Origin of the sequence: Rothia sp. HMSC072E10, from assembly GCF_001813965.1 — a bacterium.
Lineage (GTDB): Bacteria > Actinomycetota > Actinomycetes > Actinomycetales > Micrococcaceae > Rothia > Rothia mucilaginosa_A.
Genome location: NZ_KV814491.1, coordinates 248,566 through 274,731, shown reverse-complemented (window position 1 = coordinate 274,731; position 26,166 = coordinate 248,566). Strand labels below are relative to the sequence as shown.

General features: G+C 63.7%; 22 protein-coding genes, 1 tRNA gene and 1 riboswitch. Of the genes, 2 read left to right on the top strand and 21 right to left on the bottom strand.

Annotated elements, in window-relative coordinates; all coding sequences use genetic code 11:
- Positions 1–77: 77 nt before the first annotated feature.
- The 19 genes from ribH to HMPREF2944_RS06430 form a co-directional block, all read right to left on the bottom strand.
- Positions 78–551 carry a 6,7-dimethyl-8-ribityllumazine synthase gene (gene ribH / locus HMPREF2944_RS06520; protein WP_070681671.1) on the bottom strand — a complete coding sequence of 158 codons (474 nt, stop codon included), beginning with the start codon at positions 549–551 and terminating at the stop codon, positions 78–80.
- 90 nt (positions 552–641) lie between these two features.
- The gene (locus HMPREF2944_RS06515; RefSeq protein WP_246826279.1) at positions 642–1,400 is read right to left on the bottom strand and encodes a GTP cyclohydrolase II; all 759 of its coding nucleotides are present in this window, start codon (positions 1,398–1,400) and stop codon (positions 642–644) included.
- Positions 1,397–2,698 carry a 3,4-dihydroxy-2-butanone-4-phosphate synthase gene (ribB, locus tag HMPREF2944_RS06510; protein ID WP_070681669.1) on the bottom strand — a complete coding sequence of 434 codons (1,302 nt, stop codon included), beginning with the start codon at positions 2,696–2,698 and terminating at the stop codon, positions 1,397–1,399. The genes HMPREF2944_RS06515 and ribB overlap by 4 nt, the downstream gene beginning before the upstream one ends.
- A 204-nt stretch (positions 2,699–2,902) precedes the next feature.
- Positions 2,903–4,276: a bifunctional diaminohydroxyphosphoribosylaminopyrimidine deaminase/5-amino-6-(5-phosphoribosylamino)uracil reductase RibD gene (gene ribD, locus HMPREF2944_RS06505; RefSeq protein WP_246826278.1), complete on the bottom strand. Its 1,374-nt coding sequence runs from the start codon at positions 4,274–4,276 to the stop codon at positions 2,903–2,905.
- Between the two features lie 17 nt (positions 4,277–4,293).
- Positions 4,294–5,094, bottom strand: coding sequence for a nicotinamide riboside transporter PnuC (gene pnuC, locus HMPREF2944_RS06500; RefSeq protein WP_246826277.1), 801 nt, complete (start codon positions 5,092–5,094; stop codon positions 4,294–4,296).
- A 252-nt stretch (positions 5,095–5,346) separates the two neighbouring features.
- A riboswitch (FMN riboswitch) is annotated at positions 5,347–5,540 on the bottom strand.
- A 1,095-nt stretch (positions 5,541–6,635) separates the two neighbouring features.
- Positions 6,636–8,090, bottom strand: coding sequence for a hypothetical protein (locus tag HMPREF2944_RS06495; RefSeq protein ID WP_049345431.1), 1,455 nt, complete (start codon positions 8,088–8,090; stop codon positions 6,636–6,638).
- A gap of 315 nt (positions 8,091–8,405) precedes the next feature.
- The gene (gene fabF, locus HMPREF2944_RS06490; protein WP_070649545.1) at positions 8,406–9,677 is read right to left on the bottom strand and encodes a beta-ketoacyl-ACP synthase II; all 1,272 of its coding nucleotides are present in this window, start codon (positions 9,675–9,677) and stop codon (positions 8,406–8,408) included.
- A gap of 183 nt (positions 9,678–9,860) precedes the next feature.
- Entirely contained in the window at positions 9,861–10,103 is a 243-nt protein-coding gene (locus HMPREF2944_RS06485) for an acyl carrier protein (RefSeq protein ID WP_049334085.1), read from the bottom strand.
- A 145-nt stretch (positions 10,104–10,248) separates the two neighbouring features.
- On the bottom strand, positions 10,249–11,274 hold the full coding sequence (locus HMPREF2944_RS06480) for a beta-ketoacyl-ACP synthase III (protein ID WP_070681664.1): 1,026 nt from the start codon (positions 11,272–11,274) through the stop codon (positions 10,249–10,251).
- 79 nt (positions 11,275–11,353) lie between these two features.
- Positions 11,354–12,253 (bottom strand): ACP S-malonyltransferase, encoded by a 900-nt coding sequence (locus tag HMPREF2944_RS06475; protein ID WP_070681661.1) that lies wholly within the window; start codon positions 12,251–12,253, stop codon positions 11,354–11,356.
- 219 nt (positions 12,254–12,472) lie between these two features.
- Positions 12,473–13,543, bottom strand: coding sequence for a tyrosine recombinase XerC (locus HMPREF2944_RS06470; RefSeq protein ID WP_083313094.1), 1,071 nt, complete (start codon positions 13,541–13,543; stop codon positions 12,473–12,475).
- Positions 13,544–13,780: 237 nt separating this feature from the next.
- Positions 13,781–15,544, bottom strand: coding sequence for a DNA-processing protein DprA (gene dprA / locus HMPREF2944_RS06465; RefSeq protein ID WP_246826276.1), 1,764 nt, complete (start codon positions 15,542–15,544; stop codon positions 13,781–13,783).
- 189 nt (positions 15,545–15,733) lie between these two features.
- Positions 15,734–17,272 (bottom strand): YifB family Mg chelatase-like AAA ATPase, encoded by a 1,539-nt coding sequence (locus HMPREF2944_RS06460; protein WP_070681659.1) that lies wholly within the window; start codon positions 17,270–17,272, stop codon positions 15,734–15,736.
- Positions 17,272–17,655 (bottom strand): YraN family protein, encoded by a 384-nt coding sequence (locus tag HMPREF2944_RS09185; protein ID WP_070649643.1) that lies wholly within the window; start codon positions 17,653–17,655, stop codon positions 17,272–17,274. Before HMPREF2944_RS09185 ends, HMPREF2944_RS06460 begins: the two co-directional genes overlap by 1 nt.
- Positions 17,656–18,001: 346 nt before the next feature.
- Positions 18,002–18,328 carry a DUF2469 domain-containing protein gene (locus tag HMPREF2944_RS06450; RefSeq protein ID WP_049342768.1) on the bottom strand — a complete coding sequence of 109 codons (327 nt, stop codon included), beginning with the start codon at positions 18,326–18,328 and terminating at the stop codon, positions 18,002–18,004.
- Between the two features lie 118 nt (positions 18,329–18,446).
- Positions 18,447–19,295, bottom strand: a complete 849-nt coding sequence (locus HMPREF2944_RS06445; RefSeq protein WP_083313091.1) for a ribonuclease HII — start codon at positions 19,293–19,295, stop codon at positions 18,447–18,449.
- 10 nt (positions 19,296–19,305) lie between these two features.
- Positions 19,306–20,382 (bottom strand): signal peptidase I, encoded by a 1,077-nt coding sequence (gene lepB, locus HMPREF2944_RS06440; RefSeq protein WP_070681656.1) that lies wholly within the window; start codon positions 20,380–20,382, stop codon positions 19,306–19,308.
- Between the two features lie 309 nt (positions 20,383–20,691).
- On the bottom strand, positions 20,692–21,039 hold the full coding sequence (gene rplS, locus HMPREF2944_RS06435) for a 50S ribosomal protein L19 (RefSeq protein WP_005507488.1): 348 nt from the start codon (positions 21,037–21,039) through the stop codon (positions 20,692–20,694).
- Between the two features lie 217 nt (positions 21,040–21,256).
- A complete protein-coding gene (locus tag HMPREF2944_RS06430) occupies positions 21,257–21,856 on the bottom strand; it encodes a single-stranded DNA-binding protein (protein WP_070681653.1) in 600 nt (199 codons plus the stop codon).
- 506 nt (positions 21,857–22,362) lie between these two features.
- Here HMPREF2944_RS06430 and HMPREF2944_RS06425 point away from each other — a divergent pair.
- Positions 22,363–23,262, top strand: a complete 900-nt coding sequence (locus HMPREF2944_RS06425) for an HNH endonuclease family protein (protein WP_070681650.1) — start codon at positions 22,363–22,365, stop codon at positions 23,260–23,262.
- Positions 23,263–23,350: 88 nt separating this feature from the next.
- On the opposite strand, the gene HMPREF2944_RS06420 is transcribed toward HMPREF2944_RS06425, so the two are convergent.
- Both HMPREF2944_RS06420 and mptB read right to left on the bottom strand, forming a co-directional pair.
- Positions 23,351–23,423 (bottom strand) — tRNA-Arg (locus HMPREF2944_RS06420).
- Between the two features lie 84 nt (positions 23,424–23,507).
- The gene (mptB, locus tag HMPREF2944_RS06415; RefSeq protein ID WP_070681647.1) at positions 23,508–25,187 is read right to left on the bottom strand and encodes a polyprenol phosphomannose-dependent alpha 1,6 mannosyltransferase MptB; all 1,680 of its coding nucleotides are present in this window, start codon (positions 25,185–25,187) and stop codon (positions 23,508–23,510) included.
- Between the two features lie 191 nt (positions 25,188–25,378).
- Here mptB and orn point away from each other — a divergent pair, with 191 nt between their 5' ends.
- Positions 25,379–26,035 carry an oligoribonuclease gene (gene orn / locus HMPREF2944_RS06410; RefSeq protein WP_070649527.1) on the top strand — a complete coding sequence of 219 codons (657 nt, stop codon included), beginning with the start codon at positions 25,379–25,381 and terminating at the stop codon, positions 26,033–26,035.
- Positions 26,036–26,166 lie beyond the last annotated feature (131 nt).

Sequence of the window (26,166 nt, the reverse complement as noted above, 5' to 3'; positions counted from 1 at the left end):
TCAAGGGGTCCGGAGGCACCAATCCGCGAACGCCGTGAAGCCGCCGAGGGCGGCCCCGCTACGGGGTGGACGTGCCGTTATGCGAGGTTCTTGAGGGTTGCCGCGGTCTGCAGTGCGGCGGCGGTCGCCTCGTAGCCCTTGTCTTCGTTGGAGCCTTCCAGGCCGGCACGGTCCAGGGCCTGCTCCTCGTTATCGCAGGTGAGCACGCCGAAGCCGATGGGGCGGCCGGTCAGCACGGAAACGTCGGTCAGGCCGCCGGTTGCGCCCTGGCAGACGTACTCGAAGTGCGGGGTGCCGCCGCGAATCACGACGCCGAGCGCGACGATGGCGTCGAACTTATCGGCGAGGCGAGTTGCGGCGACGGGCAGCTCGAAGGTGCCCGGAACGCGCACGAGGGTGGGTTCAAGGCCGGCGTCGCGGGCGGCGCGCTGCGCGCCGTCGATCAGGCCGTCCATGACTCGGGTGTGCCAGCTGGCCGCGATAATGGCGAGCTTGAAGCCCTTGTAGTCTTCGGGGTTGAGGGAGGTGTCTGCTGCGCCGACGCCGCTCATGGTGTTCTCCTTTTGGTGGGTTGAGGTGGGTTGACTTGAAATAGTGGGGTGTCTGTTTTTCGGGGTTCGCAGGGTTGCTGGCCGGCCGGGTTAGGCACGCTCAAGCAGGTGACGCATGCGCTCCCGCTTGGTGTGCAGGTAGTGGGCGTTCTCGACTCGGGCGGGAATCTCGTCCGGGATCAGCTCGGTCACGCGCAGGCCAAGGCCTTCGAGGGCCTCCTGCTTGGCGGGGTTATTGGTGACCAGACGCATTTCGTGCACGCCGAGCTCCTGCAGAATCAGTGCCGCCTGCGAATAGTCGCGCATATCGCCGTCCAGGCCGAGGGCCAGGTTCGCGTCGAGGGTGTCGAGCCCGGCATCCTGCAGGGCGTAGGCGCGGAGCTTATTGACCAGGCCGATGCCGCGCCCCTCGTGGTTACGCACATAGACGAGGTACCCGCCGGTGCGGCCGATAATGCGCAGGCCGTTCTCCAGCTGAGGTCCGCAATCGCAACGGAAGGAGCCGAAGATATCGCCGGTCGCACACTCGGAGTGGATGCGCACGGCGGGCACTCCCCCGCCCTCGTAGGGTACGGGGTTGCCGTCGCGGTCGAGGGCCCGGGCGCTGAGGTGCTCGGCACCGTCCGCGAAACGCCAGGCACGCAGACCGAAGAGGCCGTTCGGGGTGGGAACAGCAACCTCCTCGGTGCTTTCGACCAGCAGCGGGCTGGGGTTGGGCACCATGTCGAGGGGGCTGACGCGGTAGCTCTCCGCGAGACGCGCGGCCGTAGCGCGGGACTCGGCGCTCAGGCTCTCGGGGCCCGTCGCCTTCGCGGTTACCTGATCGGCCGCGTTCATCGCGCCGCTCATGCGTTCTCCCCGGTCGGGGCGTTCTGCGCCACGTACTTGATGAGGTCCTCGATGGAAATCATGGGCAGGTTGTGCTCGGTTGCGAAGGCGCGCAGGGCGTCGAAACGCATCATGGAGCCGTCGTCGTGCACGACCTCGGCGATGACGCCCACGCCGGACAGCCCAGCCGCGAGGGAGAGTTCCACTGCGGCTTCGGTGTGGCCGGGGCGTTCCGCCACGCCGCCGTCAACGGCGCGCAGCGGGAAGATGTGGCCGGGGCGGGTGATGTCCGCCGGGGTGGAGGATGCATCCGCGAGAATCTGCACGGTGCGTGCGCGATCTGCCGCGGAAATGCCGGTGCTCACGCCGGATGCCGCATCACAGGAGACGGTGTAGGCGGTGCCCTTGGGGTCTTCGTTGTTGGTGACCATGGGCGGTAGCTTCATCTCGTCGGCGCGCTTGTTGCTCATGGGGGCGCACACCACGCCGGAGGTGTAGCGAATCATGAAGCCCATCAGCTCGGGGGTTGCGTGCTCGGCGGCGAAGATGATGTCGCCCTCGTTCTCGCGGTCCTCGTCGTCCACCACGACCACGGCGCGGCCGGCGGCGATGGCGTCCACCGCGGTCTGCACGCTGTCGAGCACGCTTGCGGCGTCGGCGCGGCGCGGCGCAACCTTCTCAGAAGCAGTCTGAGGCGCGCCGGCGAAGGCGGTCAGGCGCTGCACGTACTTGGCGAGCGCATCGGTCTCGAGGTTCACGCTGTCGCCGACCTTGAGCGTGCCGAGGTTGGTTGCCTTCAGGGTTTCGGGAATCAGGCCGACCTCAAACCACGCGGGGCTCTCACCGGGCTCAGAAACGGCGGTGACGGTCAGGGACACGCCGGAGACAGCGATGGAGCCCTTCTCCGCCAGCAGGGGTGCCAGCTCGGCGGGCAGGGTGAAGCGCAGGGTGCTCCATGCCTCGTGCGCGGTGACGGATGCGAGGGTACCGACCGCATCCACGTGACCCTGCACCACGTGCCCGTCGAAGCGGCCGCCGGCGGGCAGGCAACGCTCCAGGTTGACGGTATCGCCGGGGGTCAGGTCGCCGAGGTTGGTGCGGCGCAGAGTCTCACCCATGGCGTAGGCGCGGAACTGGCCGGACTGCAGACAGTCGAGGTCGATAGCGGTGAGGCATACACCGTTGACGGCGAGGGAGCCGCCGTGGTCGAGGTCGGCGACGATGTCACCGGCGTTGAGGGTCAGGTAGGCTGCGTCGCTGCCTTCGATGGGGGTGATGGATTCTACGGTGCCGAGGGCGCCAATAATTCCGGTAAACATGTGTTTTCCTTTTCTCGCCGTATCCGCCGGTTGTCGTCGTTGAGGATGACGGGCGGCGATGGTTTGCTCTACGTATAACTATACGTATTTTTCGAATATTCCCTGTAGTCGGATGCGGGACGTGCCAGTATGCGAACCCGGTAGCGTTCAGTGAAGCTACCGACGCAGTTCTACCGGGCCCGATTTGCCCGGCACGTACGGGGGCTAATCCAGCCGCGGTTCGGGCGCGCGGCAGGCGTCCAGCTTCGGCAGGGTGCGCCGCTCACCCGGTTCCTGTGCCGTTCCGCGAGGTGCTGGCACCAGGTGCGTCGCGGTGTCATTGCCGAGCACGCGCACCGCCGGGAACATTCCCAGGTCGTCCAGCTGCAGGCGCGGTGCCTGCGCGAGGGTGTCCACGAGCAGGCGATACACGGCGCTTTTGCCGCGGCCCATGATGATGGGGGCGCGGTACCAGACCATCTCGTCGATGAGGTCTTCACCGGCGAAGAGGCCGACCATGCCGGGGCCGCCCTCAATCATGAGGTGCCGCACCCCGCGGGTGTACAGCTCATCGAGCAGTTCACGCGGGTCGTGGGTGAAGACCTGCAGGAAGTTCTGCGGGTCCGCCTCCACACCTTCGGGCGGGTTCATGCCGCGAATCCGGTAGTTCTCCGTAATCTCGGTCTTGCCCATGACCACGCGCAGCGGCTGCTTCTCGAAGCGCTTGCTGTCGGCATCGCGGGAATCCAGGGTCGGGTCGTCCATGAGAGTGGTGCGGGTACCGATCATGACGGCGTCGGCGCGGTGACGAATCAGGTGCCCGTCAATGCGCGCGGCGGGGCCGGTAATCCACTTGCTCGTGCCGTCGGCCGCCGCGATAAACCCGTCGAGCGTGGAGGCGCTCTTTGCTGTGATGAAGGGTCGACGCTCGGCGGCGGCAATGAACCAGCGCTCGTTCAGCAGGTAGGAGGCGTTCGCGAACTCCTCCATGGCGTGCACGGTGACGCCCCGCGAGCGCAGGTAGGCGGCGCCTCCTGCGGCGTTTTCGGTGTCGTCGCTGTAGGCGTAGTAGAGTTCGCCGATGCCCGCCTCGACGACGGCGTGGGAGCAGGGACCGGTACGTCCGGTGTGGTTGCAGGGTTCCAGGCTCACGTACATGCGGGCGCCGGTGAGGTCGGTTCCGGCGGCGCGGGCGGCTGCGAGTGCGTCGGCCTCGGCGTGCGGGGTGCCTGCGCCTCGGTGGTAGCCCACGTGCAGCAGGTGTCCCTCACTGTCGGTGATGACGGCTCCGACGAGCGGGTTTGCGCCGCGAATACCCTGACGTGCGGCTTCGAGAGCCAGGTTCATCGCCTCGTCGTGGCTGAGGGTCTGCTCGGGGCCCGGCAGGTTCAGGGTGCGGGCGACGGGTACGCCGGTGAGGTGCCCGTACTCGGCGGCAGAGTAGTCCAGGTCGTTGTGCGGAAGCGGCACAGTCGAGGGCGTGGTCGCGGGCAGGTAGCCCGTGTCTTTGGGAATGGGTCGCTCGTGCACGGCGGCGATGGGCTCAGGCAGGGTACCCGCCGGGCCCTGCGCCTCGTGCTGAGAATCGGTGGTGGTCATCTCGCTTACGCCTCTTTCTACGATGCTACGTTCTGCGAAGCTACATTCTGCGCGGTGTTGCTCTTGGTGGCGACCTCGCACTCCGCCACGGAGTCCGCGGAGGCCAGGTCCGCCACGTCCACGGTCACGTCCGGGAACTGGGTCTGCACGCGGGCCTTCTGCGCCTCCAGGTTACGGGTGCGCCACCAGACGAAGAAGCCGACCAGGGTGAAGCATCCATAGAACACGTACATGAGGGAGGTCGCGTAGTAGCCTGCGCTCCACAGCAGCGGTACGCCAACCAGGTCGACGGCCACCCAGATGAGCCAGAATTCAACCCAACCGCGCGCCATGCCGTAGGTGGCCAGCAGGGAGCCGGTGAAGATCCAGGCGTCGGACCAGACCGGCTCGTAGGAGCCGAGGGCGCGGAAGACGGGGGTGAGCAGCAGGGTTCCGGCGATCATTGCGACGACGAGGCCTGCACGTTCGGTGTTCGTTGCCCACTGCGGGATGACGGCGGCACCCGCGCTCGCGTTACCGCCGGAGGCTCGGGTTGCGCGCCAACGGTACCAACCCCAGATGGACACGGCGATGAACATGACCTGGCGGCCCGCCTGGCCGAGCATGGTCACGGGGTGGGGGCTACCGACGAGGGTGCCCAGAAAGACGGTGAGGAGCAGCAGATTGCCGAGGATTCCAACGGGCCATGCCCATACTTTGCGTCGCATGCCACCCAGCGCCGATGCCAGGCCGAATGCGTTGCCGAGGACTTCGCGCACGAGGAGGGATTGATCCCCCACGTGGATCTGTGCGTCGAAGAGCCACCGCAGAATGTCCATGATTCTTTCCTCTCGTGTGTGGACGTATTCCGGATGCGCTGTGTGCGCATCTGCGGCGGCTCCGGGGAGAGGAACAGAACCCATCGATTCCGGGCGCATCACGGGGTGGATGCACCGGCTCCGGTGTGTGAGCAAGGTCCGCGGGCCCTTCGGGGTGCCACGACGAAACGCCGAACGCAACCTCCACCGCGTTGTTTGTACCGCCGGTGGGGTCACAGACACCTCCGTGAGGGGCGGAACCTGCCGTTTTCTGCTCGTGCTACCTTCCATCCAGACTGTACTGTCGGCACCGGATTTTCACCGGTTCGGCCGTCTGCCTGCTCGGGTGCTCGGTGGTTCGCCGCCGTAAATAGTCGGGCGGTGAACGCGAGTCTGCTCGATGCGGGCGAAACGGTTCGCGGGCTGTGACCGCCGGTTCGGAATTTCACCGACCCCGGAGCACGATGACGCTTCTGATTATGCCACAGCGCGGGCGGGGCGCATATTTTCTCGCCGCCGGAATAAATTACGTGACAAAATGACGTTTTTTGACGCTCCGTGACGATTGACCGCGCGCGATTCGAGGCTCTTTTAGACATCAGCGTCATGGAATTTATCACGATTTAATAACGATGAAGAGCGTCAAACGGACCAAAGTTCCGGGAGTCTATTTATGCAACCCCCAGAGGGTGTTGAACGACTATCAATAACGCGATGACTAGGAATTATAACAATAAGGTTAAATTATTGGTTGAAGGTTTACTTTAGGCGCGCTTTAAGGTTATTCTATCTACAGGAGCTCCCATCACCGATCATCCGGTTCCATGAGGGCATCGATTATTTTCGGACTCCTCCGAGCGTTTCCTGCAAGATGTTGACTCCTGCCATTGTGGTCTTCACTCCGCACGGGAATGCTTCACCATCGGAAGGAGCGACCACTCCGATTCCTGCCCGATGGAACCGGTATGGGAGCTTCTATAAATCTTCCGGACGGGCACCTCGCCCCGAAGGTCGCATACTCCCGTCTTCTCTGTCTACGCCTACCGTGGTGCGAGGCAGGGAACGCGGGAACCTTGCGGGATGGTTTATTCCCGCGCGCTCTGCATTGTCTTGTGGAGTGTGGTGTGTTTGGGTGGCGTATCTGCAGTGCCGGAGCGGATACGCCACCCGTTTTTAACCTGTGAAACGTTTAGTAACCACGCACCCAGGTAAACCGACAGCGCAACCTAACGACAGAACAACCCCTTATTCAACCCAAATTAGGTGTGCTACCTCTGAAACCCAACCACAGACAACCCCTATATCAACCTCACCGAGGGGTAGGCGACCTAGAGGGCGTACCGGACACGCGACGGGGTTCCCTCCTCAAAGCGGCTGGGTTCTTTGAAGGTTAAGGCGCCGCAGAGGGGGCACTCCCCCGCGAGCGGCGTCCGGTATGCACTCTCAAACAACCAACCCACGGAAGCCTAACTCCCCCGCGAGTACGGGTCGGTGCGCGCGCTCCCAGCACCTAGTCCGTGGAGCACCCGCTTTCTCGGGGATAAATTTCTCGGGATAGATTTCTAGGGGATAAACCAAATGTTCCTAATGGTATCCGGGCCTCCCCAGAACATGTGGACCCACGCAGCGGAGGCCAGCACCCCGAGAAGGACCAGCCCCGGGCGGTAGACGCGACTCTTGGGCAGATAGGAGGCCACCAGCAGGGAGAGGGTAAACATCGGCAGGATGATACGAGGCGTGGAGGTAATGGGGAGCCAGAAGATGAAGAGGTATCCGGCGTAGCAGGCCGTCCACAGCCACAGTGCGGGGTGTAGCAGGGAACGATTGCCCTTGAGCGAAATCCACCAGTAGAAGCCCAGGATGAGCGCCACGAAGAATAGCGCCACGATTTCCCAGGGAAGGGATCCGCCAAGGTATTCGTCCCATTGCTTGACCCACTGGATAAAGATGAGGTGTCCCTCTTCAGGCTTGCGACCGCTCCACCCCAGTTCCGTCGCGAGGTACGCATCGGGGCGTCCGGTGCGGAGGGCGGCGTGCAGAGGGTGCACGAAGGCGAAGGAGCACACTACCAGGGCGCTCAGAAGCTGGCCGAGGCGGCCGCGGAACGCAGCCCACGCATCCGAGAGCGATAGCCGCAGGATGCCGCCGGTGCGGTCGCGGTAGTCGGCAACCGTGCACCAGAGCCACCACAGACCTACGAAGGCACCCAGCGGCACACCCACCGGCCGGGACAGGGCCGCGCAAAGGGCCACGGGGAGCAGCAGAAGGTAGCGGTTACGCACCACGCACCACGTGCACAGGGCCAGGAACAAGGTCGAGAGGGCTTCAGCGTAACCGGTGACAAAGATTGGGCTTGCGGGGCTCAGGGCGTACACGGCCAGGGCCCACAGCGCCAGGCGGTTGCGGGATTCATCCCCCGCCTGCGGGCGGGTGTCGAAGACGCCCCGGGCACTCCAGTTCAGGGAACCCACGAAAAGGCGGTAGAGCACGAGGGACAACGCGCACCCGGCCACAAGAGTCACCAGGACCGACGCCAGGCGGTAGTCAATACCGAAAACATTGGATACCCCACCGCTGAGCACCGACTGCAGGGGCATGAACGCCCAGGTGTTGTGGTTTACCGTTCCGTCGGGAAGGAAGGGCAACTCCTGGGGGTAGCCGTGTTTATAGATACGCTCGTAGAAGAGGGCGTCCCAAATGTTCAGGTAAGACAGGTAGTCGAGGCTCCGGTTGACCTTGCTCATGGGATGCTGCAGGTCTCGGGAAAGGGAGAGCGCAAAGATGCCGAAGTGAACCGCGCAGGAAAGAATCCAGATCAGCAGCGCCGGGACCCAGGTGCGGTAGGCGGGCAGCCGACGAATAGGGCGAGCATCCGAGGAATCAGCCGTTGCAGGGAGGGTAGACCGAGCCGTCCCCGCACTCTTCGTCGAGACGCGGGGCTCGTCGGGGGTCAACGCTTGATCGCTGATGTTTGAGGTAGTGGAGGAGGGCGCGGCCCGGTTCAGATGTTTAGCCATACTGCTCTCGAGTGTATAGTCCGATGGGGTTTTGGGTACCCTGGTGCTGAAACTGCTATATGTGATGTGTTTTGGTGAATAACTTACCTATAGGATACCGGTAGGTTATGCCGTTGAGACGTTGAACGCGGTATCCGCGGGAAATATGACGCAGACTGATTCGTGCGATTTCGACACGCGACGCTGAAGCTCTAAATGGCTGCCCGGGCAGATAAGAGACACCCCAGCAGCCCCTCCCAAAACGCAACGCTCCCCCGCTACACACGGTAGCTGAGGGAGCGTTACGTCTATCTGGAGCTAAAAGCCCCAGGATGCTTAGTTTTCGACCGAGCGGAATGCCACGACAGCGTTGTGACCGCCGAAACCGAAGGAGTTCGAGATGGCGACGACCTCACCGGCGGGCAGTTCGCGTGCCTCGGTGACAACGTTCAGGTCAATCTGCGGGTCCCTGTTGTCAAGGTTGATGGTGCAGGGTGCGGTGCGGTGGTGCAGCGCGAGAACGGTCAGCACGGCCTCGAGAGCGCCAGCGCCACCGAGCAGGTGGCCGGTCATCGACTTGGTTGCGGAGACAGCAATGTCCTTGGTGTGCTCGCCGAAGGTTTCGTGGATCGCGATTGCTTCGGGGAGGTCACCGGCGGGGGTGCTGGTCGCGTGGGCGTTAATATGCACCACGGTCTTGGGGTCGATGTTGCCGTCTTCGAGGGCTTCGCGCAGCGCGCGAGTTGCGCCGAGCGCTGCGGGGTCGGGCGCGGTGATGTGGTAGGAGTCTGCGGAGACGCCGGTACCGGCGAGCTCTGCGTAGACGCGTGCGCCGCGAGCCTTGGCGTGCTCTTCGGACTCGAGGATGAGGGCCGCTGCACCTTCACCCATGACGAAGCCGTCGCGGTCGACGTCGTAGGGACGCGATGCCTTCTCGGGCTCATCGTTACGGGAGGAGAGCGCCTGCATCTTGGCGAATGCCGCCATGGGCAGCGGGTGGATGGCAGCTTCGGAGCCGCCAACGATAACCACGTCGGCCTTGCCGCTACGAATCATCTCGGCGCCAATCTGCATGGCCTCGGTGGAGGATGCGCAAGCCGAGACAACGGTCTGGGCTGCCGCGCGTGCCTTGAGGTTCATAGAAACCGCGGCTGCGTTGCCGTTGGGCATGAGCATCGGCACGGTCATGGGCAGGACGCGGCGGGGACCCTTTTCGCGGAGGGTATCCCAGGCGTCCAGGAGGGTCCACACACCGCCGATACCGGTACCGAAGGCGACACCGGTGCGAAGGGGATCGACTTCCTCGGCAGATTCAGCGTCGGGGCCGGAGAAACCTGCGTCTTCCCACGCCTCGCGAGCTGCGATGAGGGCGAGCTGTCCCGAAGGATCGAGGCGCTTGGCTTCGACCTTGGTGAGGCGGCCGGATTCGAGGGGTTCAACGGCAAGCTGACCGGCGATGTAGACCGGTAGGTCGTATTCCTGAACCCAGGGCTGATCAATCGTGGAGACACCGGAAACGCCCTTGGTGGCGTTTGCCCAGGTGGTGGGGACGTCGCCGCCGATGGGGGTGGTTGCGCCGAGGCCGGTCACCAGCACTTTTCGAGACATTGTGGCACTTTCTCTTGGGTGGTTTTGTGGGTGGTCTATCCGGTGGTGTGTGGATAAAAACCTGTGGTCCCCGGGAAGCTTCGGTGCGCGGGCACGTTCGCGGGGCCGGGAGTATGCAGTGGGGGGGTATGGTGATGCGGCGCGGACCGGTGAGAGCCCGCGCCGCGTCGGTCGCGTTACAGCTTAGGCTGCGTTTGCGATGAAGTCGACTGCGTCGCCAACGGTCTTGAGGTTCTTGACCTCTTCGTCGGGGATGGTAACTTCGAACTTCTCTTCGGCGTTCACGACGATGGTCATCATCGAGATGGAGTCGATGTCCAGGTCCTCGGTGAAGGACTTGTCCAGCTGAACGTCCTCAACCTCAACGCCGGTCTCTTCGTTAACGATCTCTGCCAGACCTGCGAGGATCTCTTCCTTGTTAGCCATTCAGGGGCTCCTTTTGTTATTTCGATGGTCGTCGCACCCACCGGACGGGGGTACGCGTGCATTACCGAGTTTATCGTGTATGCGCTGTGAACGCATGTGACAACTCGGAGTGTGTGGGGATCCGCATGGATCCGGCTCGGGGCCGTTACGGAAGAACGACGACCTGAGCTGCGAAGGCAAGACCCGCGCCAAAGCCAATCTGCAGGGCGAACTTACCGGAAAGCTCCGGGTTTTCCTTGAGCAGTCGGTGAGCTGCCAGCGGCACGGATGCGGCGGAGGTGTTGCCGGCATCGACGATGTCGCGCGCAACGGCGACGGTGTCGGGAAGCTTGAGGGTCTTGACCATCTGGTCGATGATGCGGGCGTTAGCCTGGTGCGGGATGAGGGCACCGAGCTCGTCGGGGGTGATGCCGGCTTCTTCAAGGGCCTTCTTAGCGACCTTGGCCATCTCCCAGACGGCCCAGCGGAAGACGGAGGGTCCGTCCTGGCGTAGGGTGGGCCAAATCTTCTCGCCTTCCTGCACGGGGTTGGCAACGAAGTCGCGGTTGCGGATGTCCAGGAGGGAGTGGGTCATGCCGACGGTACCCCAGCGGGAGCCGTCCGAACCCCAAACGGTGGGGGCGATGCCGGGCTCGTCGGAGACGCCGACAACTGCGGCGCCCGCGCCGTCACCGAGCAGGAAGGAGATGGAGCGCTCGGTGTTATCGATGAAGTTCGACAGTTTTTCAACGCCGATCACGAGGACGTTCTTGGCGGTACCGGCGCGTACGAGCGCGTCCGCCTGGGCGATGCCGTAGCAGAAGCCCGCGCAGGCTGCGGAGATGTCGTATGCGGGGCACTTGGAGCCGATTGCATCGGCGACGATGGTGGCCAGGGAGGGAGTTGCGTAGGGGTGCGAAATGGTCGAGATGATGACCGCTTCGATGTCTTCGCCAGCTACGCCGGAGGACTGCAGGGCGTCCTTTGCGGCGCCGATGGCAAGGTCGGTGACGGACTGGTTCTCGCTGGCGCGGTGACGAGTAATGATGCCGGTGCGCTGGCGAATCCACTCATCGGAGGAGTCGATGGCCTCGACGATGTCATCGTTGGGCACGATGACATCGCCGCGGGCTGCGCCGTAACCGAGGATGCGGGAGTAGCGGTTGATCTCGTACTGCTTGAGGGTAGTCACGTATTCAATCCTTTATGCTGTTGCGGCTCGCAGGCTGCGAGCTGCTGTCTATGGGGTGAAGCTGAGTCGGTGCCCGTACTTAGGCCTTGAGCGCGTCGAGGTCCTCGGGGGTGTTGATGGAGGTGCCGGGCACGCCGCGCATGGCGCGCTTGGCCAGGCCGACGAGGGTGCCGGCGGGGGCCACCTCGATAATGCCCTCGACGTTACGGTCGAGCAGGGTTGCCATGCACAGGTCCCAGCGCACGGGGCTGGTGACCTGCGAAACCAGGGTCTGCACGAACTCTTCACCCGAGGTGACGACGGAGCCGTCACGGTTGGTCAGAAGCGGCGAGTTCGGGTCGGAGACCTTGAGGGAGTCCGCAAATTCCTTGAGTGCGGGGACGGCGGGTGCCATGGCCTCGGTGTGGAACGCGCCGGCCACCTTCAGGGGAATCACGCGAGTGCGGGCCGGCGGGTTGGCGGCAAATTCCTCGATGGCGGGAATGGGGCCTGCGGCAACAATCTGGCCGCCGCCGTTGGAGTTTGCGGCCACCAGGCCTGCGGCGGCGATGGCCTCGCGAACGGTGTCTTCAACGCCGCCGAGGACTGCGGCCATGCCGGTCGGGGAGGCTGCGGCGGCCTCCGCCATACCGTTGGCGCGCACGCGCACGAAACGCATGGCGTCTTCCTCGCTGAGCACGCCGGCCAGGGCGGCGGCGGTGATTTCACCGACGGAGTGTCCGGCGAAGACGAGCTCTTCACCCTCGAGATCTTTGAGTGCGAGGCGACCGGTCACGATACCCGCTGCCACGATGAGGGGCTGGGCAATGGCGGTGTCCTTGATGGTTTCTTCTTCGGCTTCGGTGCCGTAGTGAATCAGGTCGATACCTGCAGCCTCGGAGAGTCGTTCCAGGTGCTCGCGCACCCCTTCAATCTCAAGCCAGGGGCTCAGAAAGCCCTTCTTCTGGGATCCCTGACCGGGGCAAACGAGTGCGCGCATGCGGTGCGACCTTTCTGATTTTGGTACTCGTACGCGGCGCCGCAACGGGTGCGGCACCCTCGGATAATCTGTTATCTATGCTACCGCGTTCCACTGCCGTGCATAGAGTTTCAGCGTAAATTGAACGGTGTGTAGCTTAGAGCGAACGCGCCCCGCCCATATAGAGAGACGGCCTCGGGCGGCCCAACGACGCAGTGTCAGGGCCCTCTCCCCCGTCGGTTAGGCCCGGGGGTGGGCGCGGGCATAGGTCTCGGCCAGGCGCCGCATTGACACGTGCGTATAAATCTGTGTTGTCGCAAGCGATGAGTGCCCCAGCAGCTCCTGCACCGAACGGATGTCGGCACCGCCATCGACCAGGTGGGTCGCCGCGGAATGACGCAGAACGTGCGCGCCGGAGGCCTGAGTGTTCTCCACGGTGCGCAGCAGGCGCGTCAGGTCCTCACGAATCTGACGGCTATTGGCCCGCCCGCCGCGAGGCCCGATGAACAGCGCCGTCACCCCGCTCGACCCCTCGGGAATCCACTGCGGACGCCCCTTCGAAACCCAGCGGTTGAGGGCCTTGAGAGCCGGGGTTCCCAGCGGAACCACCCGTTCCTTGTTGCCCTTTCCCAGCACGCGCACCGTCTTATTCACGCGGTCGATGCTCTGCAGGTCCAGGCCGGTGAGTTCGGAGATGCGCATCCCGGAGGCGTAGAGAACCTCAACGACGGCTTCCAGGCGTAGCAGACGAGGGTTCCGGGGATCCTCGGCCCGTTGCTGCTGAACGTTTTCGATGAGCTGGCTCATCTGGTCTCGGCTGAGCACAGGCGGCAGATGGCTCTCACGCTTGGGGGTGCTCATACCGCGCGTGGGGTTGGCCTGCACGAGCTCTTCCTCCTGCGCCCAGGAGAAGAAGGTTCGCAGGGTCGAGCCTCGACGGGCCACGGTCGAGCGGGCAGCACGGCGCAGGTGAAGCGAGCCGAACCATTCGCGAATGAGGGAGGCATCGATGCTGTCCACATGCCGCACGCCGCGACGAGCCACGTAGCCGAAGAACCCCTCCAGATCGGATACGTAGGATCGGATGGTCTCCTCGGAACGGTGCTTTTCGTAACGCAGGAAGCGTTCGAACCGCTCGATAATCGGGCGGAAGACCTCACCCGAGACGCCCAGGGCCGATTCACCGTTTGCCGATTCGCCGGAGGCCCGGCCCTCCGGTTCCTCCATCGGTCGGGTGTAGGCAATGGGAAGCGTGGTCGAGGGAGCATCCCGGCTCGTGCCGGACTGCGCAGGATGCGCCGGCTGGTTCATAGCGTCTCCTCTCGACCTCTTGGGTAACTGCCGTAGTACCGGTGGACGGGTACCGATGCGCGCCTCCCAGGGGTGGCACGATGCGTCGGGGTGCAACGGCGGCACAAACCGGTTCTCCCCATTCTAAGCGTTGGCGTGCTCCACGGGCCTACACGAGACCTAAACCTCAGTTAGCGGTGGGGCAAGGTGCATCCCGCGTTGAGGTGGAGCCGGGGTGGACTCTCCCCGACTGTCTTCTCACGCTCCCTTCTTCGGGCGCATCTTACGCCAGCCGGTGCCGTTGCTCTCGGCCAGGCCCAGCCGTTCCAGTTGAGCGAGATCCATCATGACCTCTCGAGCACCTAACCCCAGAGCACTGGCAATATCGTCCACACCGCGGTAAGAACGCAAGCCCAAATCGTCCCCCACCCTTCCCTGCCGTTCCGTAAGGTCGTCAAGAACGGTGGAGGCCGCCGACTCCTCGGCGTCCCAGTCTCCGGCGTGCTCTGCGCCGAGCTCGTATCCCGCTGCGGCATCGTACTCCAACAGGTCGGCGGCCTCCGTCAAAATCTGGGCGAGCCCATCGCGCAGCAGGCGGTTCGTGCCCACCGAGTTGGGAGAGTTAATCTGCCCGGGAACAGCCCAGAGGGGGCGACCTATTTCGAGGGCGTGGCGTGCGGTGTTGAGCGCCCCGGAGCGCCAACGGGCTTCAATCACGACCGTGTGCCTGGCCAGCCCCGCGATGAGGCGATTGCGTTCCAGAAAACGCCAGCGGGTCGGGGTGTTGCCAATGCTCACTTCACTCATGATGAGCCCGCGCTCGACGATGTTTCTGAGCGTATCACCGTTCTGAGCGGGGTAGAGACGGTCCAGGCCTCCGGCCATGAATGCGACGGTGGGTAGCTCAGCGGTGCTGTGGGTGAGGGCCGCGCGATGAGCCGTGATGTCGATGCCCATCGCACCCCCGGAGATCACGAGGTACCCCCGGCGGGCGAGCTCTGCGGCCAGGTGCGTGGTCGCCTCGCTACCGTAGATGCTGGGGTCTCGCGAACCCACCAGGGCAGCACTCGGCAGGTTAGCGAGGTCGAGCAGATGCCGCGAATCCCCCAGACACCACAGTCCGTAGGGTTGGGCCGGGCCCAGGTCGCGGAGTTGCTCGGGCCAGAGCGGATCGGCGGGGGTAACGAGCCACGCACCGAAGGTGGCGGCCATATGGGCCTCGGAGGCCAGGGTGCGTTCCATGCGGCGGTGCCAGCGCAGACGGCGGGTTGCGAGTCCCGCGTGGAAGGTATCGCGGTTCATCTGATGCTCTCCGGGGCGGTAGTAGTCGCACGTATTCGTCATGAGTCGGGGGCTCTTCTCGTCGCCCGCGACCCCGCGTAGAAAATCACCAATCTGCGGGTCCGGTTCGCCCAGCTCCCAGATCTCGGACGGCACCCTTTCGCCGGTGAGCAGGTAGTACACCGCGAGGGGCGTTCCCAGGCATGCGAGCGCCTCAACCACGAGCTCATCGGCGGGTTCTGCGCAGCGCATCAGCTGGGCGGTGCAACAGCGCACGTATTCGCGGCACGCGGCGGCAAGCTCTTCGGGACTGAGGCCAGGATTGAAGAGCGGAGGTAGCCCGCCGGGTTCCTCGTTCGTTAAAACTCCGTCGAGTTTCTCTGCCCCGGATTTTTCCTCCCCTGCATCAGTCCTTTGAGGGTCGCCGATAGTCTCCTCCGCGCCCCGCTCCCCCGCGACCGCCGAAGGCTCAGGGACCGCCGAGGGCTCCGCATTTGCCGAAGACTCAGCGTTCATCGAAGGGTCGGCCCTCAACGTACCGGGGTCTGCCGAATCTTCTTGCCCATCCTGCGGGTCGGGCAGGTACACCGGGTTGAGGCACGCGGCGAGGTACCCCGGCTCGCGCGCGGCGCTATAGGGACTCGGCGAGGGCTCGTTCCCCAGGGAAAGGATGTGCCGGGCCCGCCAGCGGGTTAGGGCCCGCAGGTCAAAGTCTGCCTCTAGGGCAAGCTCTCCCTGCACGTACCCTTGCCCCTTCGGTTTCGTTCCGGTCGCGGCGTGTGACGTCCCCTCTCGGGCGTTCCCCTTACTCCGCTTCGTACCGTGACGAGTGGCGGCTGAGCGGCGGTTTGTGGTTGAGGTCATTATCGTTCTCCCCTATCATCATTGATTTTCACGTCTTGAAGACCCTTGGTTAGCTTGCACCACGCGTTAGTGCAGCTGGCCCTGTTGGCGTAGGAACAGGGCCACGTCCAGGTGTTCCCGGCTCGGGTATGCGGCCCCTTCCAGGTCGGCCAGCGTCCAGGCGATGCGCAGCACCCGGTCGTAGCCGCGCGCCGTCAGGTTTCCCCGGTCGACAGCGACGTTGAGCTCGCCGGTGAGTTTCGCGTCCAGGCGCAGCGGGCCGCGCAGAATCTTGCCGTTCATCTCCGCGTTCGTCTTCAGACCGTAGGGTTCTAATCGCTCGCGCTGAGCCTCACGGGCAGCCAGCACGCGCTTGCGAATCTGCGCCGAGCTCTCATTCATCTGACCTCCCGCAAGCTCCGTGGACGAGACCTTCGGGACCGTCACGTTGACGTCGATGCGGTCCACGAGCGGCCCGGAAAGACGCCCGAAGTAGGCGCGTCGCTCCCGGGGCGCGCAGGTGCACTCGGTACCGAGCCCCACGTTCATGCCGCAGGGGCACGGGTTGGCGGCCAGAATCAGCTGAAAACGCGCGGGATACGTGGCGGATGCGGTGGAACGGTCCAGGGTTACGACCCCGGATTCGAGGGGCTGGCGCAGGGAGTCGAGGACCGTACGTTTGAATTCGGGGGCCTCGTCGAGAAAGAGCACGCCGCGGTGTGCTTTAGAGACGCATCCGGGCCGAGGAATACCGCTGCCGCCTCCCAGAATTGCCGGCGCAGAGGCGCTGTGATGCGGGGCCTCGAAGGGAGGCTCACGCACCAGTTCGCTGAGCGCCTCACCCGCCGAGCAGAGGGAGCGGATGGCGGTCACTTCCATCGCCGCATCGTCGTCCAGGGGCGGCAGGATGCTCGGCAATCGCTCGGCCAGCATGGTTTTGCCCGATCCGGGAGGGCCGGTGAGGAGCATGTGGTGCCCACCGGCTGCCGCGATTTCCAGGGCGAAGCGGCCCTGCGCTTGACCGGCTACGTCGCTCATGTCCGAAGGAATACCCGCGTTTTTCTTGGGGAGGGCTTTCTCCTCGGGGTTCGGGGCGGGCGGGTAGGTTAGCTTCTGCGTCTGTGCCCCCAGAGCCGCGAACACCTCGGCCAGACAGCGGAATCCGCTCACCTGTGCGCCGGGGATGAGGGCCGCCTCCTCCGCATTTTCGGCGGGGACGATGACCCTGCGGTGCCCGGCGGCAACCGCGGCCTTCACAGCGGGCAGGATGCCCGGAACCGGGCGAATCGTCCCGTCGAGGCCCAGCTCCCCCAGGAACACGCTGTCCCCGCTCGGGTGTAGCTTCTTCTCTGCCTGCAGCGCGGCCACCACGATAGCCAGGTCGAAGGCCGATCCGCGCTTAGGCAGGGTCGCCGGGGTCAGGTTGACGGTGAGCCGATGCTGGGTCAGGGTAATTCCGGTGTTCTTGGCTGCGGAGCGAACGCGCTCCTTGGATTCGTTGAGGGCGGTATCTGGCAGTCCCAGCAGCACGAAGCCTGGAAGTCCCTGCGAGATATCGGCCTCAACGTCAACGATGTGCCCGCTCAGCCCCACGAGGGCTACGGAGTAGGTGCGTGAGAAGCCCATTACGCCACCCCCTTCAGGTGTTCGAAGGTAAAGGTTTCGCAGGTTCCGGTCACCGCAATCGCGTCTATGCGAAAACGCGCGAAGTCCAGGCTCTCGCGCAGGCGGCACCAGAGAATCGCCAGTGAACGGGTGCGGCGCGCCTTGTCGCGGCCGATGGCGGCGAAGGGGTGCCCAAAGTCCTCGGTGCTTCGGGTTTTGACCTCGATAAAGACGAGCTCATCGTCGGGGTCGATTGCGACAATATCGATTTCGCCGCGAATCTGTTCGTGCTCCAGCCCGGCGGGCGGTCGCCAATTGCGGTCGACGATGCGGTAGCCGTTCGCCTCAAGGATGCGGCTGACCACCTCTTCGCCCCAGCGTCCGACGCCGTGAGCTCGGGGCAGGGCCCGCGTGACCGCGGCGGGGTTCTTCCGGGCGCGTCGCGCGCCTCTGCGGGGCGAGCCACCAGGTTCGTTCGTTCGGGGTGCCCGTGTTGTGGCCTGTGCGGTTGTCTGCGTTGCGATGCTCTGATGTTCGGGGGTCACGATTCCCTCCCACGGTAGATGGCTTGGTCGTGCTTCTACTGTGCCCAGGCGAACCGGGCCGAGGAATCGGAAAGAAAAAACTGTGGATAACCTCGGCCGCATCGCGGTCAGGGAGGTTATCCACAGCTTCTTATTTGAAATTTTAGGGGTATTTTTTCAAAAACCGGTCGAGGGGAATGTCATATACGCACCGGTTACCGGAGCACTAGGCGCTGAAATCCGGCATCTCGGGGACCGTGAATTCCTGGTTGGGCAGGCGCTCCTCCACGTTCACATCGCGTACCGAGTAGGCGTGCACCTTCTTCACAAAGCGGTTGGAGCGGAACACGTCCCACACCCAGACATCGCTCATGAGCACCTCAAAGTAGAGGGTGCCGTCCTGCACGTGCGGGGTCACGTCCACCTGATTCGCCAGGTAGAAGCGCCGGTCGGTTTCCACCGCGTAGCTAAAGAGCGACATGACGTCCTTGTACTCGCGGTACAGCGCCATCTGGGCGTCCGTCTCGTAGTTTTCGAGGTCTTCTGCGCTCATTCTTCCTCCTACAGTCATTCTCTGCTGCGCGTGCAACTCGGGTGTCTCTCAGCGGGTATCTCACCAGCATTGCGGGGTGCTCCAAGCAAGACTCAGGCCTCCTCAACGGCGCTCTCCCCTAGCGTTCGGGGCTCTTCTCCCCGAATACGCGGGCCCGCTGCGCGGCCGCTATCTGCTCGGCGGTGGCCGGTAGCGACCAGGACAGGCGGTGCATCGGGCTGGGGCCCCGCGCGCTGATTGCCTCACGGTGGGCGGCCGAGCCGTAGCCTTTGTTCTTCGCCCAGCCGTACCCCGGGTGAACCCCGTCGAGGGCCACCATCAGCTCGTCTCGCTCAACCTTCGCCACCACAGAGGCAGCCGCAATCGAGGCGCACTTGTAGTCGCCCTTGATGATCATGGTCACGGGCATAGCCGCGGGTTCTCCCACTCCTTCCCAGGCCTCGGTCAGCAGAGCATCGTAGCGCGCCTGTGCCGGGTCCGGTGCCAGCGCGCTGAACAGGTCCTCCTGCGGAGGGGTGAACCAGTCGTGCTTGCCGTCGAGTAGGGCGGCATCGGCACGGTAGCCTCGGCGTGCTAGAGCGGCCAGGGCCCGCTGGGCGGCGAGCCGCAACGACAGGGTCATGCCCAGCGCATCCACGTCCTGCGGGTCCACGTGGCCCACCTCGACGGCGCACCAGCGGCGGATCTCGGGGACCATGGATTCGCGGCGCGCAGGCGAGAGGGCCTTGGAGTCAATCAGCCCGCCCACCTCAAGGGTGGCGTCCGGGCTAAGAATTGCGACGCCCACGCTGACCGGGCCGGCCATGGAGCCGCGTCCCACCTCGTCGATACCCACCACCGCGCGAGCCCCCACCTCGAAGAGCCGCTTCTCATGCTCCAGGTCGGCGGCGGGCTTTGGTGCCCGAGGCCTCGCGGCCTTGGATTTCTCCGCTTTTGCGGGTTCCTCGGCCTTTGCGCTCACCGTCACGGCCTCTCTCCTACTGCTCGGGGGTCGAGGTCGGAGAGGGAACCGAGGAGAATACGGAACTCTCGTCGGTCAGCAGACCGAAGTGGTTCAGCGGCCAGGCCACCACGAAGACGTTACCCTGAACGTCATCCTTCGAGATGAAGGCGGTGCCGTCAGAGATGTGGTAGCGGGAATCCGCAGAGTTGCTACGGTGGTCGCCCATCACGAAGTACTTGTCCCTGGGCACGGTCACTTTGAAGGCCAGCTCGGAGGGCTGGTTACCCGGGTACAGGTACGGCTCGTTAATCTCCACGCCATTGACCTTGATCTTGCCGGAGCCATCGCTTTCCACCACGTCACCGGGGGTACCGATAACGCGCTTGACCAGGTAGTTCGAAGAGGTATCGGGCAGAACACCCACGAAGGAGAGGCCTTCCTTAATGGGGTTGCTGCTCTTCTGGGTCGAAGGAATCCAGCCCTGCGAATCCTTGAACACGATGACGTCACCGCGCTTGGGCTCATTGAAATAGGAACCCGCCACGTTGATGAACACGCGGTCGTTGACCTGCAGGGTCTGCTCCATCGAACCGGAGGGGATGTAGAAACCGCGCAGCAGGAAGGTCTTAATCAGGAACGCAATAATCAGAGCGTAGAGAACCACGGTACCGCCCTCACGCACCTGAACCCAGGCCCACTCGCCCAGGCGGTCCTCCTCGCGGGCCTTAGCGAAGGTCAGCTCGGCCTGCTCGGCGCGCTTGGCCTTGCGGCGCTCCTTGGCGGTCATGGTCGAGGGGTCTTCGGGCTTCTCCTCGTCCTTCTCGGCGCTCTTATCGGCGGTGGTTGCGGCGCCCTCTTCTTCCGAGCCCTTGGTATCAGGTGCTTCCGCGGGCTGAGCGGATGCGCTCGCCGCCTCGGCAGCGGCGGGTCGAGCGTCGCCTACGTGAGATTCCTCGCCCTGTTCGGAGGAGGCCAGCTCGGCCTGTTCACGCTTCTTCTCTTCAGCCAGACGCGCGGCGTACTCCTCCATCTCACGGCGCTCGCGACGGGATTGGGGCTTATATCCCTCGGGATAGGGGCTGTTGTTCGCAGTCGTCTTGTCATCTGCCATGCTGAAGAGCCTTTCGTTTGAGAGACATGTAGGCCAACCTGAGTGAGGCGGTACCTAGCTATTGTAACGAGAGCACCCGTGCCGCCGCCTCTTTGACTCGTATAGCGAAGCCCCTCCGAGCCCTACAGCTCGCCGACAGCAGGGACCTAGGGAGTGCTCCTCCGTTCGCTTCCCCCGCTTCTAGACAGCGCATCACTAGACAGCGCATCACCGTATTCGGGGTGCTCGCCCGGATACGCAAAAACCGCCCCACACTCCGCACGGGTGCGGATGGGAGCGGTTTGCAACAGAATTCTGTATCTATAAAGATTAGAACTCGCGCTTCTCGCGGATACGAGCAGCCTTACCGTGGCGGTCGCGCATGTAGTACAGCTTTGCACGACGGACGTCACCGCGGGTCACAACCTCGATCTTCTCGATGGAGGGAGAGTGAACGGGGAAGGTACGCTCAACACCAACGCCGAAGGAAACCTTGCGGACGGTGAAGGTCTCGCGAACGCCTGCACCCTGGCGGCCAACGACGAAGCCCTTGAAGACCTGGATACGGTGGTTCTTACCTTCAACGATCTTAACGTGAACGTTCAGGGTGTCACCGGGGCCGAATGCGGGGACGTCGTCACGGAGGGACTTCTTGTCGAGGAAGTCAAGAGTCTGCATAGTTGTAGATCTCCAGAGCCATCTGCCGCAGGTCAAATAGACTCAGATTGCTCTGCCCCACAGCGGGACAGAAAACTTCATGCTTCGGACAGGATTGGTGCCCGAAGGTTGACATCGTTGGTCGCTCTTCCCCCTGCGGCAGGGGCGTGCCCGATGTCAACACAATGCTCCATTATCCCAATGCACCAGCGTTTATGCAAGCATCCGGGGAGCACTTTTAGAAGGGGGGTTCGTCACTCTGAGCTCCCCCACCCTGGGATGCGCTGCCCTGCACGCCCCCGCTCTGGGATGCGCCGCCCGGCGTTCCTCCGCCCGGTGCTCCCGCAACCTGCACTCCAGCGTTCTGAGCCACCGTGCTCGGCAACTCGGCGTTCTGGGGCACATGCGACACCGCATCCGGCGCGCCCTGCGGCGTATTCGGCAGCGCGCCCAGCGGGGCGTCCTCGTGGAGCGCGCGCTTCTCCACGGTGCGGGCAAAGGAACTTGTGCCGTAGTTCAGGTCGTGGCCGATGCCCTGCGCGTCAATCTCCACGGTAGTTCCCTGCGTGCCGTCCTCGCGGTTCCAACGGTTGATGCGCTGGCGCCCGCTAATGACGAGCGGCTGCCCCTTCTGTACCGAGACGGCGATGTTCTGCGCCAGGCGGCGGTAGGCCTTAATGGTGTACCAATTGGTCGTGCCCTCCTTCCAGGTTCCGGTGGCGTCCTGCCAGCGCGGTGTGCTGGCCAGGCGGAAGTTCACGACGGGCACGCCGTTCGGCAGGGCCGCCAAGGTCGGGTTGGATGCGGTGAATCCGCGGATTACGATGGTGTCGCTCACGATATCTCCTATGATTTCTTGGGGCTAACCCCGGGCTAAAGCCTCTGCACCGGCTGGCCCGAACCGGTTGAGGGGCCTCCACTCGGGCTCCCGGTCGGTTGCCCCAGGTTGGGTTGGGCCGGTTGATCAGCCTCGGTCAAGTTGGGCCGGCAGGTTACCCGGTCGGTTCTTAGGGTAGGTTTCTTCTACTGTGCCGCGTGCGCCGCCACCGGGTGCCCGCCCCTCGCGCATCTGTGGATAATTCACGGTCTTATCGCGCTATCATCCCGCCTGTGGACGAAATATTTGAACGTTTGGGGTAGTTTTTTCAAAAAACCGACGCGAGGAACCGTCATTGGAACGAATTATGACGCCATCCGCCTCCTCGCTCCCCTCCTCGCAGAGGCGAGCTAATTCACGGCAAGCGAGTTACCTTTTACACCGCAAGCCCTCTATCCTTGATGGAGCGGCGACCCGCTGCTTTGACCAATACCTGACCGATACACCGTGCTACCCCCGGAGTTTCCGTGAGCAAAAAGCCCATGAACAGCAACGACCTGCCCACGCTGCAGGATCTTCAGCGGATTCAACGCAACCTACCCAGACTCCCCGAGTCCATGGACCCGCAGAAGAAGCGCCTCATCTACGGCCTGCTGGCCCTTCTGGCCATCATTCTGCTGATTGTCGGCATGATCTACGTGAGCAAGCACGGCGAGGGCGGCCTCTTCGGTTCGGAGCCTTCGACCTCCGCTACCGACGACGATGACGCCAACGTAGCAACCGAGACGCTCTCCGAGGTCAAGAACCCATACAAGGCGGTTGATCCCGCCACCGCGCTCGCGCCGGATCTGGCCACCGCGAAGAGCGAGCTGGCCTCGCTGCAGGTGAAAGATTGGGCTCCCAAGACCGGTTACTCCCGCGATCAGTTCGGCCCCGCCTGGGATGACGTTGACGGCAACAAGTGCAATACCCGCGACGACATTCTGCGCCGCGACCTGACCAATATTCGTTTCAAGGTTAAGACCCATGCGTGCACCGTCATTACCGGCACGCTTGCAGACCCGTACACCGGTAAGACCATCGAGTTCAAGCGCGGCAAGAAGACCTCTGCGGCCGTACAGATTGACCACGTGGTCGCCCTATCGAACGCATGGCAGACCGGCGCGCAGGACCTGAGCGCCGAGCAGCGCCGCCAGCTGGCAAACGACCCCGAGAACCTGCTCGCCGTGGACGGCCCGGCCAACCAGCAGAAGTCCGATGCGGATGCCTCCGAATGGTTGCCGAGCAACGCCTCCTACCGCTGCACCTACGTGGCTCGCCAGGTGCACGTGAAGGCCAAGTACAAGCTGTGGGTGACCGCCGACGAGAAGAAGGTCATGGAGCGCACCCTCAACTCGTGCAAGGACACGAACCCGACCAAGAAGTAACGCGCCCCGCATCTTTGCGGTAGCTCAAGGGTATAAAGAAAACCGCCCCGCACCCCCGTTGAAGGGTGCGGGGCGGTTTTCGTTACGGCGCCCCAGGAGGGAATCGAACCCCCGACCAAGAGATTAGAAGGCTCCTGCTCTATCCTCTGAGCTACTGGGGCCTTCCTCTAGGGTACACGAGTCCTGGCTGTTCCCCGCACGTTTGGACGCCCAGAGGAACCGTCGGGGCGGAACACTCGAGGGGGTTAGCTCCGCGTGGAGCCGGTCAGCACCTCTCGCTCCTGCTTCTTTGCCTCGCGGCGGCGTGCACGGCGGCTCGATGCGCCGGGGAACAGCTGCCACCACAGGCGAATCGCGGTGCGGCGCACCTGCGTGGGGCGGAAGCTCACGTACACCATGCGGCGGGTTGCCGGGTCGAGGACCATGAGGTACACAATGTAGCCCAGGCAGACCACCGTTGCGATAAGTCGGCCCATATCCTGGTTGAAATCGCGCAGATAGGGCGAAACGTTCAGCTGGTCGCTCACGCCGTAGGCCATGAAGAACAGCGTAGTGATGAAGTACCACATGAGCTGAAAGTGCGAGCGCAGACCGGTCGCGGCAAGCATTGGGATAGCCCAGAGCAGGTACCACGGCTGAATCATGGGGCTACACAGGAGCATGAACAGGATGGCCAGGCCGGCGTGGCGCACGATGTTGCGGTCGCGTCCAACGAATGCCATTGCTACCGCTCCGAGCATACCGATGCCCTTGCCGACGGTCTCGATGAGTTTGCGAATGACCTCGAAGGTATCCCCCTGCGTGAAGAGGGATGCCGCGCCAATCACCAGCCCGAAGGGGGTGTACCAGATGTACTGGCCGCCGGTCGTGGAAAGCGCCTTAATCCAGCCGAATTCCAGGCCGGTCACCCAGCCCATGAGCGCCATTTCGGCAAGCAGCAGCACACCGGAGAAAGCCCAAAACACGAACTTGCGCGGCCAGGAGGCGTTCTTGCCCGCCCAGAGCAGACCCACGAAGGGCAGCACCACGAGGGCGAGCGGCTTGACGGCAACGCCGAGGGCTACGAAGGTCACGCCGAGCGGGCCGCCCCATCGGGTGTCGCGGTAGCGCTTGGCGTAGTAGAGGCCGCCGAGCATGAACATGGTCATAAGCGAATCGTTGTGGCCGCTGGCGATGAACGATGCGATGAACAGCGGGTTCGGGCCGATCTGCCAGAGGGCGCGGACCTGGTTGAAGCCGTGTGCCTTGGCGAGTTTTGCCACGTAGAAGAGAATACCGATGACCGCGAGCACGGAGAGCAGGCGGAAGTAGAAGAGGGAGAGGTCGATGTTCTCCCCCGCCAGGCGCACAATCCACTCTTCGAGCTTGAGGGAGACCGGGCCGTACGGGGGCGGGGATTCCGCCCACATGGGGTCCGCACCGTTCTGCATGAAGTTCGAGATTTCGGAGACTCCGTGCTTGTACGGGTTGAGGCCGTGCGCCATGACCATGCCCTGACCGTAGTAGGAGAACATATCGCGGCTGTAGATGGTGAAGGCGAAGATCTGCGGCAGGGACCAGCTGGTGATGACGGCAATCATCCACCGCATGGTGTTGGGTTCGTTCCAATCGCCCATCTTCTGGTAGATGCGCAGCCATTCACGGCACATAATCATGGCGCCGAGGGCCAGCAGGATAATGCCGGCGATGACCCATACGGCGTCAAACCTGATGGCGCGAATCAGGTCGTAGCGCCAAAAGCTGGAGCTATCCGAGAGCCATCCGACGGTGTAGGACCCCAGGGTGACCATGATTGAGCCGATGGTGCCAATGACGAGCGTTCGCAGACGGTGGTTATTGACGTAATCCAGCAGCCGGGGTGAGAGGGGTGCGTCGTGTGCTCTGGTGGCGGCGAGCCGGTGTGCGGGCTCTTTCAGTGAGCGCATTACTCCCTTTCTGTATGCGTCGTCTCTTTGGCTTTTATCATACCCGAGCGCTTCACCGGAGCCCGGCGGATTCGGGTGCGAGCGCGCGGTGTGGACACCGCCTCTGCACACACCTGAGCGTTCTTATACGTTCCGACTATGTTCCGACGCGCGGAGGGGCGAGCGGGCGCGAATGAGGGTAGAGTTGGAGTGTGAGTATTTCTAGTGAACGTATTGTATGGATTGACTGCGAGATGACCGGCCTCGACGTGGCCAATGACGCCCTGATTGAGGTGGGCGTTCTGGTCACCGATGCCGACCTCAACATTTTGGGTTCGGGCGTGGAGTTCGTCATTAAGCCCGGCGACGAGTCCCCCGCGGGTGCGGTAGAGAACATGAACGACTTTGTGCGTTCGATGCACGAGTCCTCGGGTCTGCTGGACGACCTCGAGAACGGCGTGTCGATGGATTACGCCCAGGAGCAGGTGCTCCGCTACGTGAAGAAGTATGTTCCTGTGGCGGGCAAGGCGCAGCTGGGGGGGAACTCGGTGGGCATGGATAAGCGCTTCCTGGAACGTTACATGCCGCAGGTAATGGACCATCTGCACTACCGCGTGATTGATGTGTCCACGATTAAGGAGCTGGCTTCGCGCTGGTACCCCGCCGCCCGTCACAGCGCCCCGGTGAAGACCGGTCACCACCGCGCGCTGGGCGATATTAAGGATTCGATTGACGAGCTGAAGTACTACCGTCGCGCAATTTTTGTGGAGCAGGGTCCGGATGCCGTGGCCGCCGCTAAGATTGCCCGCGAGGTTGAGGCGGAGCGCGTCGAGCTGGAGGCGAAGGCCGCCGAACCTGCCGAGCAGTAGCCGAGTGCTATGCAACGGCGCCTGAGCGCGATGTAGCTGCGCACCGGGGATGCGCGTCCTCCGGGCCCGCGAGGGTGTCCGGTGGCGTGCGTCCGGCGCGCCCCAACCCCCATCTCAAACTGTAACGAGCA